This is a genomic window from Nitrospinaceae bacterium (assembly GCA_018669005.1).
Taxonomy (GTDB): Bacteria; UBA8248; UBA8248; order UBA8248; family UBA8248; genus UBA8248.
The window spans coordinates 105329-118931 of record JABJAL010000072.1 but is presented as its reverse complement, the minus strand read 5'-3'; the positions used below and the strand labels follow the sequence as shown (position 1 = coordinate 118931).

The 13603-nt window shown below is 52.0% G+C and carries 19 protein-coding genes; 4 read left to right on the top strand and 15 right to left on the bottom strand.

What is annotated here, in order from left to right; all coding sequences use genetic code 11:
* Positions 1-9: 9 nt before the first annotated feature.
* The 5 genes from HOJ95_10185 to HOJ95_10165 form a co-directional block, all read right to left on the bottom strand.
* Positions 10-621 (bottom strand): cysteine dioxygenase family protein, encoded by a 612-nt coding sequence (locus HOJ95_10185; GenBank protein ID MBT6395063.1) that lies wholly within the window; start codon positions 619-621, stop codon positions 10-12.
* Between the two features lie 342 nt (positions 622-963).
* The gene (locus HOJ95_10180; GenBank protein ID MBT6395062.1) at positions 964-1149 is read right to left on the bottom strand and encodes a hypothetical protein; all 186 of its coding nucleotides are present in this window, start codon (positions 1147-1149) and stop codon (positions 964-966) included.
* Positions 1150-1248: 99 nt separating this feature from the next.
* Positions 1249-1770: a hypothetical protein gene (locus HOJ95_10175; protein MBT6395061.1), complete on the bottom strand. Its 522-nt coding sequence runs from the start codon at positions 1768-1770 to the stop codon at positions 1249-1251.
* A 30-nt stretch (positions 1771-1800) separates the two neighbouring features.
* Complete coding sequence (locus HOJ95_10170) at positions 1801-2154, bottom strand: cupin domain-containing protein (GenBank protein ID MBT6395060.1); 354 nt, start codon at positions 2152-2154, stop codon at positions 1801-1803.
* A 97-nt stretch (positions 2155-2251) separates the two neighbouring features.
* Positions 2252-2785, bottom strand: a complete 534-nt coding sequence (locus HOJ95_10165) for a L,D-transpeptidase family protein (protein MBT6395059.1) — start codon at positions 2783-2785, stop codon at positions 2252-2254.
* 105 nt (positions 2786-2890) lie between these two features.
* Here HOJ95_10165 and HOJ95_10160 point away from each other — a divergent pair, with 105 nt between their 5' ends.
* Positions 2891-3400: an N-acetyltransferase gene (locus HOJ95_10160; GenBank protein ID MBT6395058.1), complete on the top strand. Its 510-nt coding sequence runs from the start codon at positions 2891-2893 to the stop codon at positions 3398-3400.
* Positions 3401-3462: 62 nt separating this feature from the next.
* On the opposite strand, the gene HOJ95_10155 is transcribed toward HOJ95_10160, so the two are convergent.
* The 9 genes from HOJ95_10155 to HOJ95_10115 all read right to left on the bottom strand — a co-directional run bounded on the left by HOJ95_10155 (position 3463) and on the right by HOJ95_10115 (position 10664).
* The gene (locus HOJ95_10155; GenBank protein ID MBT6395057.1) at positions 3463-3906 is read right to left on the bottom strand and encodes a VOC family protein; all 444 of its coding nucleotides are present in this window, start codon (positions 3904-3906) and stop codon (positions 3463-3465) included.
* 63 nt (positions 3907-3969) lie between these two features.
* A complete protein-coding gene (locus HOJ95_10150) occupies positions 3970-4419 on the bottom strand; it encodes a tetratricopeptide repeat protein (protein MBT6395056.1) in 450 nt (149 codons plus the stop codon).
* A gap of 147 nt (positions 4420-4566) precedes the next feature.
* Complete coding sequence (locus HOJ95_10145; protein MBT6395055.1) at positions 4567-4989, bottom strand: F0F1 ATP synthase subunit epsilon; 423 nt, start codon at positions 4987-4989, stop codon at positions 4567-4569.
* A 2-nt stretch (positions 4990-4991) separates the two neighbouring features.
* A complete protein-coding gene (gene atpD, locus HOJ95_10140; GenBank protein ID MBT6395054.1) occupies positions 4992-6413 on the bottom strand; it encodes a F0F1 ATP synthase subunit beta in 1422 nt (473 codons plus the stop codon).
* Positions 6414-6423: 10 nt separating this feature from the next.
* A complete protein-coding gene (atpG, locus tag HOJ95_10135; protein MBT6395053.1) occupies positions 6424-7308 on the bottom strand; it encodes an ATP synthase F1 subunit gamma in 885 nt (294 codons plus the stop codon).
* 23 nt (positions 7309-7331) lie between these two features.
* On the bottom strand, positions 7332-8867 hold the full coding sequence (locus tag HOJ95_10130) for a F0F1 ATP synthase subunit alpha (GenBank protein MBT6395052.1): 1536 nt from the start codon (positions 8865-8867) through the stop codon (positions 7332-7334).
* A gap of 33 nt (positions 8868-8900) precedes the next feature.
* Complete coding sequence (gene atpH, locus HOJ95_10125) at positions 8901-9440, bottom strand: ATP synthase F1 subunit delta (protein MBT6395051.1); 540 nt, start codon at positions 9438-9440, stop codon at positions 8901-8903.
* The gene (gene atpF, locus HOJ95_10120; GenBank protein ID MBT6395050.1) at positions 9437-10054 is read right to left on the bottom strand and encodes a F0F1 ATP synthase subunit B; all 618 of its coding nucleotides are present in this window, start codon (positions 10052-10054) and stop codon (positions 9437-9439) included. Before atpF ends, atpH begins: the two co-directional genes overlap by 4 nt.
* 10 nt (positions 10055-10064) lie before the next feature.
* Positions 10065-10664 (bottom strand): ATP synthase F0 subunit B, encoded by a 600-nt coding sequence (locus HOJ95_10115; protein MBT6395049.1) that lies wholly within the window; start codon positions 10662-10664, stop codon positions 10065-10067.
* A 402-nt stretch (positions 10665-11066) separates the two neighbouring features.
* Between HOJ95_10115 and HOJ95_10110 the strand changes: the two genes are divergently transcribed.
* Both HOJ95_10110 and HOJ95_10105 read left to right on the top strand, forming a co-directional pair.
* Positions 11067-12056, top strand: coding sequence for a fumarylacetoacetate hydrolase family protein (locus tag HOJ95_10110; GenBank protein ID MBT6395048.1), 990 nt, complete (start codon positions 11067-11069; stop codon positions 12054-12056).
* Between the two features lie 33 nt (positions 12057-12089).
* Complete coding sequence (locus HOJ95_10105; GenBank protein MBT6395047.1) at positions 12090-12569, top strand: hypothetical protein; 480 nt, start codon at positions 12090-12092, stop codon at positions 12567-12569.
* Here the strand turns inward: HOJ95_10105 and HOJ95_10100 are convergent.
* The gene (locus HOJ95_10100; protein ID MBT6395046.1) at positions 12558-12737 is read right to left on the bottom strand and encodes a hypothetical protein; all 180 of its coding nucleotides are present in this window, start codon (positions 12735-12737) and stop codon (positions 12558-12560) included. The two genes, HOJ95_10105 and HOJ95_10100, sit on opposite strands and share 12 nt — an antisense overlap.
* A 129-nt stretch (positions 12738-12866) precedes the next feature.
* Between HOJ95_10100 and HOJ95_10095 the strand changes: the two genes are divergently transcribed.
* Positions 12867-13592, top strand: coding sequence for a TerC family protein (locus HOJ95_10095; protein MBT6395045.1), 726 nt, complete (start codon positions 12867-12869; stop codon positions 13590-13592).
* The last annotated feature ends 11 nt before the right edge of the window (positions 13593-13603 follow it).

Genomic DNA, 13603 nt, shown 5'->3' with positions numbered 1-13603 from the left:
ATTGAATTCCTAAGAAGAAGAATCGCTCGTGTAGGCCAGCTTTTTTTCGCTGGCTATGAATCTATTTTTGGCACCAGCAAGCGGCTCAAATACGTGGCATTTTTCCAGTTCACGGGCGTATATATGTACAGATATAGCCTTTTCATCAAAACGATTATTTACCCTGTGAATATCGGCACAACCACAGACGCACTCCTCGGACCCGGCACTGGACACATGGGGTGCCTCGCTTCTTAGGTCCATTTCACCTGTGGTTATTTCAGCCTCGTCAGCAAAAAAATTCACCACTTCAAGTTTGCCTCGGACCATACCTATCATGCCCCAGGAGCCGTCATGATCATGGATAGGCGTTCCCTGACCAGGCGCCCAGACCATAGCCGCGATGCAAAACCGGTTCTTTGGGTCAACATGCAGAAGATGGCGTGCATAGCTTTTGTCTGAGGTTCGTTTCGCCTCATCGGGCAAAAAGTCCTTCTCGTCCAAAAGCCTTCGCAAAGCCGGTTCGGCGGCCTGGATAAACTTCCTATCGTTTAGACCCTCGCCGGCAAATTCTTCTATTTCCTGGGCTAGCCGGGTGATTGGATCAGATGAAACAACTGTCTTCGCGGAAATATTACTCAAAGAAAAACCCTCAATATTCTCGGCCTCTCTCCCGACCGAACGGCATTAATTGGAGCATATGTAGTGGAGTATGTCGAGATGAATAATCCCTGACATGCGATCTACGGCGGCAGTCAAAACAAATTACTAAGCCATATAACCAATTGATATACAACCTATTATATGGAATACAACCAATTTCGACGCTTTGAATTCACTCTCAGACAAAGAATATGTCTTTTCACTACTCAGCAAAACATCAATTCGATAAAAATACGTAACCAATTGTTTTATTGTTGATTAAAATTACTATTCGACCATGCACACCTGTTTCACGCCCCAAGCCAGAATTATTAGAAACGCCTATAGCTCCCCCGGGGGGCTCGCGCCCCATTCATAGGCAGGCTCAATCAGTGTGCCAGGCGTACTAAGCGTCTCCAACAGTCCCAGGGCGCTCCTGAGTGCCCAACGCTGCTGGGCATGGTTCTCCGGCTCGCCCAGTGGATGGCCAAGCGGCCAGGGAAGAAACATCGCTCGCGGTGGTTTCACCTGAACTGTGATCTCCCTGACAATGCTAATCGATACCGTAGGAAGCCCCGCCGCCTCAATAACTTTCTGAATCAGCCCGACCGAGCGATTACAGAATCCTCAAGCCGGAGTTAGCAGCACACAATCCGCCCCTGCCTCCATTAGTCGCCTCGCAGCCTCGGGCGCCTCTTCATCGATAAGCTTCTCAATAAGCGGCCCATCGATGTGGCCCATAAAACTCAAATGAAACGGCACAACCCCGGCAATTAGCCCCTCGGCGGCGAGATCGGCAAGGCGATCGAGTGGGAACACTACATTAATGTCCCTATCCGCGCTCCGGTGATCGTAGTAGTTGTGGGTAATTGTTATCTCCCCGCGAGGGACACTGCTAGGTATCTCACGGAAAGTTGGGTCTCCGTCCGGGTTCTTCATGTCGAAAGGTAGCTGGCTCTTGAGGTGCAAACCCCCGGTCGTCACCAACGCCACCCGACATTCGTCTAGTGGTTTAGTAAGCGGGGTCCAAGGATTCTCCTCCCCAGCCCTAGAGACAAACTCGCGCCCGCCTGCCCATCGGCGCACAAGTGCCGGATACCGCGTCAGCAGGCGGGCGATAAGCTTGTCCTTTACTTCACGAAGTGACATGCGGAATCAGCCTCAACTGGAAAACAGCTGCTAATCTTCGTGGCCCCGCCAGTGCCTGCGCGTAGAGTTTTTCATTCCCCCATAGCGCACCCGAAATAGCAGCGTGCGCTCCGGACCATTTTCGTACTCGTGGAATTCTCCCTGCGGATGGACGACAAACGAGCCTGGGACAATGTCGATCTTCCCATCGTCCGTGGTCATCACGCCTCCGCCTTGATAGCAAAAGTAAATTTCCGTCGCCTCAAGGTGGGCATGATAAGGGCTAATCTGCCCTGGCTCCCAGCAAGCCACTGTTACGTCACCTTCGGCAAACTGGCCCAGAATTTTCTCTACGTGCTTTTCAGACTTGAATTCTTTTTCCACATTCAAATCGAACGGATGCATATTCTCCCCCTAGAACGAAATTAAGATAAAAAAGTTGTACCCAGTGGGCTTTATTATACCCCACTCACCTCGGCAAGGCATTTCACTTCAGGCGGGTTTATCGCGAAAAAGACTCATCCGAAGGCAAAACACGAAGGGTCCCACCTAGTGGAATTTCCCTCACCAGAGTGATTAAATTGGCCTCCGATATAGCGACACACCCCTCGGTCGGCGCATAGTCCCCACTCGCCGCGTGAAGAAAAATCCCGCTTCCCTTGCCCGGAACTGGGGGATCATCATTGTATCCAAGAACGACTACAATGTCGTAAAGATTATCCTCTCGCCACATTCGTTCATGTCGCGCCGGATGGGGAAGCCCGATCAGGCGATTGTATGCCGGATCGTCCGGATCGTCGCACCAGCCATCATTCTCCCCAATGGGCCTGGCAGGTAGGGCGCATTCAAATTCACCCACCCTGTCCGCCCGGTAGAATACCTCCCGGATCGGAAATACTCCCACAGGAGTCGTCCCGTCTCCCTCTTTTCTATCTCTGGAAACTCCATTTCTCCCAAGTGCGCATCTCATCTTGTTGCCGCGCCACACAAACTCACCTGAAGGGAATACTAGAATTTCATTAAATTTCCCTTTCATCGAATCCCCCCCTGCCGATTGTCCACCTCAATTCAATCGTCTTATTATGGCCCGCATATAAGTAAAAGCGCCCGCAGCAAAATCAACTTTTTTCAGGAAACACTTATGATCGCCATCCGACAAGAAGAAAACCGAGACATCCCCTCGATTCGCCAAGTAGAGGAAATCGCCTTCGGTGAGCAAAACGAGGCAAATTTAGTGGATGCCCTCCGCTCATCGGAGGCGCTTTTAATTTCACTGGTTGCTGAAGTAGAGGACAAGATCGTAGGCCATGTCGCATTCAGCGAAGTCTCGATTGAGTCCGAATCTGATCACTGGACAGCACTCGGCTTGGGTCCAATGGCGGTACTCCCCGCCCATCAAGGAAAAGGCATAGGCTCTAAACTGGTGGAGGCTGGGCTCAGAGCGTGTGAAAAGTTAGGTTATCCGCTCGTCGTCGTACTCGGCCATTCAGAATACTACCCCCGATTTGGTTTCTCACCCGCCCGGCCATACGGAATCTCTTGGGAAAGCAAAGTCCCCGATGAGGTCTTTATGGTCAAGGAACTCGGGCTCGACGCACTCTCTCGAATCAGCGGCACCGTCAGATACCGGCCAGAATTTAACGAGGTATAAAAAACCCCACCCGATTGAAAACCGAATGGGGTTATTAAATAATTTAAAATTTATAAAAAATACTACTTCGGTGTTTGCATGAATTTGAGTACGTTGCCGTCCAGGTCTTGGCAGAAGAAGATAAAACCACCTTTCATAGGACCATTCGGTACCTCAGCGGGACCAGGGGACCACATTTTAATACCATTGGCTTTCCATTCCTCATAAAGCGCCGGACCATTGTCGGTCAGAAAACCCACCTGGGCACTACCGATGTTGTTGGGGCTGGTCTCAACCTGTGCGCCAGAACCAGTAACGTATTGCATCAACTCAAAGTGGAGACCGTGGCCGTTTAAGTGAACGACGCGGAGAGTAGCCCCTTTAACACCCGTGACAGCCTCGGAGAATTCAGGCGTACGCTCAGAGTCTGACTGGACCTCAAATCCCAGCTTGTCTCCATACCACTTCGCGGCCTCACCTGCGTCTGAAACGGTGAGGCTGATGTTATGAAATCCAGTGATGGCCATGTCATATCTCCTTGTGTGACAGCTTTCTTAAATTATCGAGGCCCCGCACGGCCCCGCCGCCAGCTAGTTTTTTGCCGCTGAGTCTATGGCCGCCTTGAGATCTTCGGCCAGAGGAGAACCTATCCCCTTCAACACCTCATAATCGGCCATCGCAGCCTTGGTGTTTTTCGCCTTCAGATGCGCCATCCCACGGTATTCAAGTGCAGGTGCGTAATCAGGTCTTATCGAAAGCGCCCGGTTATAAGCCAGTATGGCAACCTTGTAGCGACCCAAATTGCGGAGGGAGTAGCCGAGCATGTTGAACGATTTATAATCTTTGTCATCTTTCCCTACTGCACTTTGGAACAAGGAAACTGCCCGGCTCCAGTCTCCAGCTTTTACCGCTGCACGACCCATTTCATAGGCCGAGGGCTGAGAAGCCGACTTTTCTGGCTCGGGGTCACCTGCTGAAAAGGCGACCACGGGTATCATGGCAACCAAAATCGTAGCCAGAATTATTCGCCTAAGTTTCATCGAATTTCTCCCATGAAATTTACATCAAAAGCGGCTGATATAGCGGCTCAGGTACCAATATTTGATGAATTATATACTAGTCGGGGATTTTTCGACCCTGTTCCGCATACATTGGGAATTCCGGTCGGAAACTACTTGTCGTAGTCTTTAGCCTAGGCCGCTACGGTTTGCGACAGATATCCGGCTTATGGCCCGCTTCAGAGCAGTCTCGGCCCGATCAAAGGAGAAATCTTCGGTCTCCTCTTTTCCCGAGATGAGATTTTGAGCCCTCTCGCGGGCAGCCTTGGCTCTATCCACGTCGATATCCTCAGCCAGTTCAGCCGTCTCGGCGAGTACCGTCACTGCATCGGGTCCAACCTCGGCGTAGCCACCACTCACCGAAATAAAATAGCGACCGCTACCCTTGCGATACGAAAGAGAACCTACGTCGAGCTCGACGAGATAAGGCGTATGTTGTGGAAGAATTCCAAACTCGCCCCACAAGCCGGGTCCGGTAATTTCATCCACTTCGTCGGTTACAAGACGTTTTTCTGGAGTAACTATTTCAAGTGCAATCTTGCCGTTAGCCATAGCTAGACAGTAACTCCCAGTGTCTTGGCCTTCTCCTTGGCGGAATCGAGGTTACCCACCATATAGAACGCCTGCTCGGGAAGATGATCCACGTTTCCGTCAATTAGCTCTTTAAAACCGCTAATGGATTCTTCGAGCGAAACATAAACGCCCGGGGTACCAGTGAATTGCTCGGCAACGTGGAACGGCTGACTCAAGAAGCGTTGAATTTTTCGGGCGCGGGCAACAGCCACTTTGTCTTCCTCGGAGAGCTCGTCCATACCGAGAATGGCGATGATGTCCTGAAGCTCCTTGTAACGCTGAAGAACCAGCTGAACGCCGCGGGCAACCCCGTAGTGATTTTCACCAATAATGCGCGGATCGAGAATCCGGCTGGTTGAGTCAAGCGGGTCAACAGCAGGATAAATACCGAGTTCCGCAATCTGTCTTGAAAGCACCGTCGTAGCGTCAAGATGCGCGAAAGCCGTCGCCGGGGCCGGGTCAGTAAGATCGTCAGCCGGAACGTAGATGGCCTGGACCGATGTAATCGAGCCTTTGTTGGTCGAGGTGATGCGCTCCTGAAGATCGCCCATCTCAGTTGCTAGGTTGGGTTGATATCCAACAGCACTGGGCATACGACCAAGGAGAGCCGACACTTCCGAGCCCGCCTGGGTGAAACGGAAAATATTGTCGATGAAGAGGAGCACATCCTGGCCCTCAACATCCCGGAAATATTCGGCAACAGTCAGGCCGGTCAGGCCCACGCGAAGACGCGCTCCGGGAGGTTCAGTCATCTGACCGTATATCAGTCCAACGCTGTCTAAAACTCCAGACTCTTCCATCTCAGCATAGAGGTCGTTGCCCTCGCGGGTACGCTCTCCGACGCCCGCAAACACGCTGGTTCCGGAATGCTCTTTTGAGATGTTATGGATGAGCTCCATGATAAGCACGGTTTTACCCACACCGGCGCCGCCAAACAGGCCGGTCTTACCACCTTTCGTATATGGCTCCAGCAGATCAACAACCTTAAGACCCGTTTCGAGCATATCAGTTGAGGTGCTCTGCTCCTCAAGGGTCGGGGCCGACCTGTGAATCGGGCTACGAAGCTCTGTCGGCACAGGTCCCTTACCGTCAACGGGCTCACCAATGACGTTGAGAATACGACCCAAAACTTCTTTGCCCACAGGAACCGATATCGGCGCACCGGTGTCCTCAACCTTGAGACCTCGAACCAAACCTTCGGTCGGCTCCATCGCAACGGTGCGGACGGTGGATTCGCCTAAATGAAGCGCCACCTCTACGACAATTTCGCCACGCTCACCTTCTTGCACCTGCTCGGCCTCTTTCTTGACGACCAGGGCATTCTTGAGCTCGGGCAGGCTTCCAACCTCGAACTCCACATCGATAACGGGTCCAATAATCTGGGTAATTACACCTTCGTTCATCTTCGACTCCCTAACCGGTCAGCGCGTCCGCTCCGGCTACGACCTCAAGCAGCTCCTTGGTGATGGTAGCTTGCCGGGCCCGGTTCATTTGTAAAGTAAGCGATCCAATCATGTCTTCTGCGTTTCGTGATGCACTGTCCATCGCAGTCATCCGCGACCCGAACTCGCTCGCCTCAGCATCTAGCAGAGCGCGGAAAACCTGTACCGTAATATATCGTGGCAAAATACTTGTCAGTACGCCTTCCATGGACGGCTCATATATAAAGTCCACAGAAACAGGCTCACCCTCGGGATCCACGCCGTCCGGCGCAGCAGGCGCCAGCGGCAGAAGACGGTTTAAACCCGCGTTCTGAGTAAGAACGGACACGAATTCGGTTGTCAGTATATGAATTTCATCAAACTCTTCTTCGAGAAAAGCATTAATCAAAATATCGGAGATAGTTTGCGCCAACGAAAAATTAATTTTTCCGTAAACTTCCTGAAATTCTTCCTTGAAGGAATATCCCCGAATGGTGAGAAAAGTACAGGCTTTTCGTCCAACAGCAACAATCTCAGTTTCCTTGCCCTCATTCTCACGCTCTTTTAAAAACTGAAGCGCTCGACGATTAACGTTCGTGTTGTAGCTGCCGCAAAGACCCTTGTCCGAGGAAATCACCAAAAGCAGTGCCCGATCAGATTTCATCGTGTCGCGAAGGAGCGGATGTGGCTCGCCCTCAACCCGTTGCGAAAGGGAGGTGACGAGCTCTTCCATCTTCTCACTGTAAGGCCGCGCACTCTCGATGCGCTCCTGGGCGCGGCGTACCTTAGAGGCCGCCACGAGCTTCATCGCGCGCGTGATCTGCTGCGTGTTTTTAACGCTACGGATTCGGTTTTTATAATCTCTGGTAGAAGGCATTTTTCTCTATCCGTCGTCCGCGATTACGAAGCGGTGGCCGGGGCCGCTTCGGCAGCGACCAATGTCTTTTTAAATTCCTCGATTGCGGCATCGAGGCGTTGAACGATATCGTCGGTCAATTCTTTTTTCTCGGCGAGGTCAACGCCAATCTGCGGATGGCGCGTTTCCATGAACGTCTGGAAAGCCGCCTCCGTTGCCTGAACATCGGCAATTTCAATATTATCGAGCCCACCGCTGGTTCCAAGGTAGATCGACATGATCTGTTTCTGCACAGGAAATGGCTGGTACTGGGACTGCTTGAGCAATTCTGTCAGCCTTGCGCCCCGGTTGAGCTGGGCCTGTGTGGCGGCATCGAGCTCTGAGCCAAACTGAGCAAAGGCCGCCATCTCACGATACTGCGCCAAGTCGAGACGAAGCGTACCAGCGACTTTTTTCATCCCGCGAGTTTGTGCAGCACCACCCACTCGGGACACCGAAAGACCAACGTTAACCGCTGGACGAATACCGGAGTAGAAAAGGGCTGATTCGAGATAAATCTGGCCGTCGGTAATCGAAATAACGTTTGTCGGAATATAAGCCGCAACGTCACCGGCTTGGGTTTCAATAATTGGAAGAGCCGTCAAGGAGCCGCCACCGAGCGCATCACTCAGCTTTGAGGCACGCTCTAAGAGCCTGGAGTGGAGATAAAAAACGTCACCTGGATACGCCTCGCGCCCTGGCGGGCGGCGGAGCATGAGCGAAAGCTGGCGATAGGCCACGGCCTGCTTTGAAAGATCATCGTACACAATAAGAGAGTGCATTCCATTGTCCCGGAAATACTCGCCCATCGCACAGCCCGAGAATGGCGCAATATACTGAAGCGGGGCCGGGTCTGAAGCCGTCGCGGCAACGACGATGGTCTTGTCCATCGCACCGTACTCTTCAAGAGCAGCCACCACCTGCGCCAGAGTGGAGCGTTTCTGTCCGATGCAGACATAGATGCTGTAAACGTCGGTATCTTTTTGGTTGATGATGGTGTCGAGCGCGATGGCCGTCTTTCCGGTCTGCCGGTCACCGATGATTAGTTCGCGCTGGCCCCGACCAATCGGAATCATGCCGTCGATTGCCTTGATGCCCGTTTGAAGCGGCTCGGTAACCGACTTACGCTCAATAACGCCTGGTGCGACGACATCGATGTTGGCAGTGCTATCAGAGGCAATTGGGCCCTTGCCATCAATCGGCTGACCAAGCGGATTTACCACCCGGCCCAGAAGCCCCTTACCAGTAGGCACCTGAACGATACGACCAGTACGGCGAACCTCGTCGCCTTCCTTGATGTTTCGATCGTCACCCAGAAGCACGGCACCGACGTTGTCCGTCTCAAGATTCAACGCCATGCCAAAGAGCCCGCCCGGAAACTCAATCAACTCACCGGCCATGCACTTCTCAAGGCCATAGATGCGCGCGATACCATCACCTACGGATATCACTGATCCAGTTTCGGCCAACTCAACCGACGAGTCGAAGCCTTCGATCTGCTTTTGAATAATCTGACTAATTTCTTCGGCACGAATTTGCATCTCGTCCCCTCAACTGTTCCGTGGAAGCGAAAGTTAGCTTGTAGTTAAACTCTCTCGCAAGTTTTTGAGCTGGTTCTGGATACTACCGTCCATAACAATACCGCCCATCCGGCAAACAAGGCCGCCGATGAGCGAAGAATCTTTTTCTACCTCAAGCAAAACTTGTTTTCCGCTAACCTCGGAAAGCATTTTACGAAGCTCCTCCATAGCGGAATCAGAAAGATCAAACGCGGTTCGAACCTGCGCACGAATACGGCCCCTCATTTCGTCGGCCAGCGCCTGATAGCGCTCCGAGATGGCAGGCAACTCAGCGATGCGATCTTTTTCTGTAATGAGCCGCGCAAACTTCTGCATCAACTCGCTCGCACCTGAGGATTTCAAAATTTCGTCGATAACCCCAGTCCGTACCGGACGGGAAAAACGCGGATTCATTAACACCTTGCGAAGCTCGGGGTTATCCAGCGCCTTGTCCAACTGGGCAAGCTCTACCCCGGTTTCGTCAAGAGAGCCATCTTTTTCCGCGATATTGACTAGCGCCTTGGCGTAGCGGCTCGCCGCCTGACCACCGATCATGAATTGCCTCCAGCCTGATCCCCAAGCTTGACCAAGTACTCTGAAACGAAACGTTCCTGATCCTCAGGGCCAATATTTTTCTTGAGCATTTCCTCGGCAAGACCCATCGCCAGTTCCGCCGCACGAGCCTGAAGCTCCGCTCTCGCCTTAGAAGTTTCAAGTTCAATTGCACCGCGAGTCTGTTCTAAAAGACGGTCGGCCTGGGCCTTTTGCTCCACCTCGATCCGCTCGCCAATTTCTCCACGCTCTCTCTCGCCGGTTTCGCGGACCCGACCCAACTCGGCTTCAAGGTCAGCAACCTTCGAGCGCTGCGCCTCAAGCTCACCTTCGGCCTCCAAGCGTGCCGCCTTAGCTTCTGCCAACGCGGCAGTAATGCCCTCGCGGCGATCCTTAAAGAAATTCGCCAGCGGCTTCGCGAGGAGCTTGTATAAAATTAAAACCACTATCAACGTGTTAACAAATTTAAAACCTTCTTCAACGATACTGAATTCCTTGTGGTGGACCTCCCCACCTTCCGCGCCCAAGGCCCATTCAGGAAACACCCCAAGAGCCAGCGCGACTGCAACAAAACATAAACCCGAAAAGCTAATAAATCTTAGGGTCGAGGGCTTCATCGTCATATCCTTAAGCAATCTGCCGACCGGCAAGGCGGTTAGCAATTTGGCCGGAAAACTCCTCGGCATTTCCTTTGAGCTCATCCGATGCAGCAACAGCCTGGGTTGATATCGAAGCGCGCGCCTCTTCCATTTCCTTGGAAGTCTTCTCACGAACTTCATCGATTAATTTTCGGCCAGATTCGGCTAGCTGCTGCTGGAGGGCAATCATCGCTTCAGTGTTTTCTCGCTGAATTTCCGCCAGCGAATCTTCATATTGGGTGATATAGCCCTGGGTTTCGCTTCGATCGCGCTCCGAGGCGGCCAGGTCGCCATCTACCTGACCTTTGCGCTCATCAATAACGCGCCAGAGTGGCTTATAAATAATTTTATTCAGGACAACGAGGATTACGACGAAATTGATCCACTGAATAACCATGATGGCGGGGTTGATGATGAGTGCCCCACTACCAAGATTAAAACCAGCCAGCCAATCTTTAAGCCCACCAGCCGAACCTTGCGCAGCTTCCGATGCCCAAGAAGCATGCGGCAAGGCTACCAGAACCAGAAACGCGACCAACGTAAAAAAAGCGGCCTTAAGCGCCCGCCGAATGCTCACTTCAACCATCATGGAAATGTTTAATCCTTCCGCTCAAGCGCCGCAGAGAGGGCAAATTTCACTCCCCAGGCACAAAGCATCCTCGTCTATTTGGAAACACCTAATACGCGAAGATATACCAATAACTACAAAAAAACAGGGCCCGGCCCCAGAATCAATTTAATAAAAAAACGCCTAAAAATAACCGCACACTCTTGGGAAGTCAAGCCTAGATCGCACCTTTATAGTGGGAATCTGACCAAACCAACGAAGGGTTTAAATTCAGCCCCTTAGAGAGGAAACGCGCACCTGCTCTCGCGAGCCTGGAGCACTTCGGCGCACAAAATGGTAAGCTTTGGCGTCATTCCAATAACAATTTTTCGATCCGGCTGGCCCAAGGGTCGGTCGGGGACATCATTAATTCGGAGGAAAACCATGAAATTCATTACTTTTGAAGTAGCGTCCCCAGCAGGGCCGATTCAGCGGCTCGGAGCCATCTGGGGCCCCGAGGGCGATATGCGCGCCGTGGACCTTGCTCATGCTTACGCAGCCAGGGCCCGAGCCGAGGGTAATGAGCCCCGGTGGCGAGAATACGCCGATTTCAGGATTCCTCAGGATATTTGCGATTTTGCCGCAGGAGGAGAGCCCTCGCTGGAGGCCGCCCGGGAGGCAATCGTCTATTTAAACGCCGAGGGTGAGGAGACCATCGGCCCCGGTGGGGAGCGACTGGCCTATGGGCTAGGAGATGTGCGCCTATTGGCCCCTGTTCCCCGGCCAGTGAGCTTCAGGGACTGCCTCTGTTTTGAGGGCCACAAGCAGGCAGGGGCCCGCAGGCGGAACACCACCGTAGATCCGCTCTGGTACGAGATGCCCACCTCTTATAAAGGAAACCGGCTCACCATTATTGGCCCCGATGATGAACTCAAATGGCCTCATTACACCGAAAAACTTGATTATGAGCTTGAAATCGCCATCCTCATCGGAAAAAGCGGGGAAAACATCACCGAGGCTGACGGAATGGACCATATCTTTGGGTTCACCGTCATGAACGACTTCAGCGCTCGTGACATCCAGATGAAAGAAATGTCTCTCTGGCTCGGACCACACAAGGGCAAAGATTTTGGCACCGCCATCGGACCCTGCATCGTAACAAAGGATGAATTCGACCACACAGACGCCGTCATGACCGCTCGCATCAACGGCAACGAGTGGAGCCGGGGAAACGTCGGCGACATGCACTTCAGCTGGGGCCGGGTGCTTGAGCATCTCTCGATGGAAGAGGAACTCGCCCCCGGAGACCTCATCGGCTCGGGAACCGTGGGCACCGGCTGCGGCGCCGACCTCGACAAATGGATTCAACCGGGCGATGTTTTGGAACTCGAAATCGAAGGCATCGGTGTGTTAAGAAACCGAATCGTGCATTAACTTAAAATATATGGTCTTTAATTGAGGATTGTCGTGGAGGAAAAATCTAGCGAATCATATCATGAGAAATTTTACCAAATAGTTCAAAACAGAATTCTACAGCAATCAAAAGACATTTCAGATATAGATTCGAAATTAAGTATTTTGATTGGTTTCAATGGTATCTTTATGTCACTAGCATTAGGACTACAGAAAGTACCTAAAGAATGGTGTGCATTTGGCACATGGTTCTATTGGCTGGGATGCGGAAGCATAATAATTGCAATAGGGCTATTAATCAGAGCTTACATGCCTCAAGAGTGGCAATTTCCGCCAAACCCAGAGGCGGTCCTTAAAGAAGCTGATGACGAGAAAAATATAGAAGAAACATACCAGCAACTTATAGCGAATATCGTTGACGCCTACAAAGACAATAGGGCACCTTTTGTGCGAAAGGGCCAACTACTCAAAATTTCACTTTTTTTTACCTTTTTCGGTTTGCTGGCACTGGGCCTAAGCCGATTACTCGTCTGAGTCTGGTCTAAGTTTATTCACAGGCTCTTTGTGATCGTTGCTGGGTTGCGGTATTTTATCTCCCGCTGATTCATCTATAAAAATATCTTTACTCGTATCAATATTCGAGCCAGCAGGGGGAATTCGAACTACATGCTCTGTAGGTTTTTGTTTTTTACCGCCTGTCATTTTGCCACCTCTCTACGGGCGAAGTTATTCTACAATAGTAATAAAATTTAACATTCAGATCAAGCTAACTAGTTAGGGGGCATTAAAAACGTCTAACGATTGCATGATCAATTTGTTGTGGAGAAATTAATGTTCGAATGGCTTTTCGATCCCGCGATTTGGATTAGCCTGCTCACGTTGACCGCACTCGAAATTGTACTGGGCATCGACAACGTAGTGTTTATATCAATTGTGGCGGCCAAGCTTCCCGAGGCCGAGGCCGCGCGGGCGAGGCACCTGGGCCTCATGGCCGCTCTCGTCATGCGGATCATTATGCTGGCGGGTATTGCCTGGATTGTCGGACTCACGGCGCCAGTCGCCGAAATATTCGGCTTTGCGCTTTCCTGGCGCGACATTATCATGCTCGCGGGTGGGCTCTTTCTCCTCACCAAGGGAACCTACGAGATTCACCACACCGTCGAGGGCGAGGCGGAAAGCGGCGGCGATGGCGAGATAAAAAGTTTCACCGCCATCATCGTGCAAATCATGGTTCTCGACATGGTGTTCTCGCTCGACTCTGTGATAACGGCGGTGGGCATGGCCGAGCATCTACCGGTGATGATCGCGGCGGTCGTCATCGCGATGCTAATCATGCTCCTCGCCTCGGGGCCGGTAAGCGCGTTCATTGAAAATCATCCGACAGCCAAAATGTTGGCGCTCAGTTTCCTGCTTCTCGTAGGCTTGGCGCTAGTGGCCGACGGGATGCACTTCCACATTCCGAGAGGCTATCTCTATTTTGCCATCGCATTCTCGATACTCGTCGAGGCGCTTAATCTCATTGCCAAGCGGAGACGAGCCGATCGGGCAGCGGGATAAGAAACGAATTT

Excerpts from the sequence above, each read along its gene's own strand:
- HOJ95_10175 (MBT6395061.1), bottom strand. The coding sequence starts at position 1,770 with ATGTCACTTCGTGAAGTAAAGGACAAGCTTATCGCCCGCCTGCTGACG.
- HOJ95_10170 (MBT6395060.1), bottom strand. The coding sequence starts at position 2,154 with ATGCATCCGTTCGATTTGAATGTGGAAAAAGAATTCAAGTCTGAAAAG.
- HOJ95_10165 (MBT6395059.1), bottom strand. The coding sequence starts at position 2,785 with ATGAAAGGGAAATTTAATGAAATTCTAGTATTCCCTTCAGGTGAGTTT.
- HOJ95_10160 (MBT6395058.1), top strand. The coding sequence starts at position 2,891 with ATGATCGCCATCCGACAAGAAGAAAACCGAGACATCCCCTCGATTCGC.
- HOJ95_10155 (MBT6395057.1), bottom strand. The coding sequence starts at position 3,906 with ATGGCCATCACTGGATTTCATAACATCAGCCTCACCGTTTCAGACGCA.
- HOJ95_10150 (MBT6395056.1), bottom strand. The coding sequence starts at position 4,419 with ATGAAACTTAGGCGAATAATTCTGGCTACGATTTTGGTTGCCATGATA.
- HOJ95_10145 (MBT6395055.1), bottom strand. The coding sequence starts at position 4,989 with ATGGCTAACGGCAAGATTGCACTTGAAATAGTTACTCCAGAAAAACGT.
- atpD (MBT6395054.1), bottom strand. The coding sequence starts at position 6,413 with ATGAACGAAGGTGTAATTACCCAGATTATTGGACCCGTTATCGATGTG.
- atpG (MBT6395053.1), bottom strand. The coding sequence starts at position 7,308 with ATGCCTTCTACCAGAGATTATAAAAACCGAATCCGTAGCGTTAAAAAC.
- HOJ95_10130 (MBT6395052.1), bottom strand. The coding sequence starts at position 8,867 with ATGCAAATTCGTGCCGAAGAAATTAGTCAGATTATTCAAAAGCAGATC.
- atpH (MBT6395051.1), bottom strand. The coding sequence starts at position 9,440 with ATGATCGGTGGTCAGGCGGCGAGCCGCTACGCCAAGGCGCTAGTCAAT.
- atpF (MBT6395050.1), bottom strand. The coding sequence starts at position 10,054 with ATGAAGCCCTCGACCCTAAGATTTATTAGCTTTTCGGGTTTATGTTTT.
- HOJ95_10115 (MBT6395049.1), bottom strand. The coding sequence starts at position 10,664 with ATGATGGTTGAAGTGAGCATTCGGCGGGCGCTTAAGGCCGCTTTTTTT.
- HOJ95_10110 (MBT6395048.1), top strand. The coding sequence starts at position 11,067 with ATGAAATTCATTACTTTTGAAGTAGCGTCCCCAGCAGGGCCGATTCAG.
- HOJ95_10100 (MBT6395046.1), bottom strand. The coding sequence starts at position 12,737 with ATGACAGGCGGTAAAAAACAAAAACCTACAGAGCATGTAGTTCGAATT.
- HOJ95_10095 (MBT6395045.1), top strand. The coding sequence starts at position 12,867 with ATGTTCGAATGGCTTTTCGATCCCGCGATTTGGATTAGCCTGCTCACG.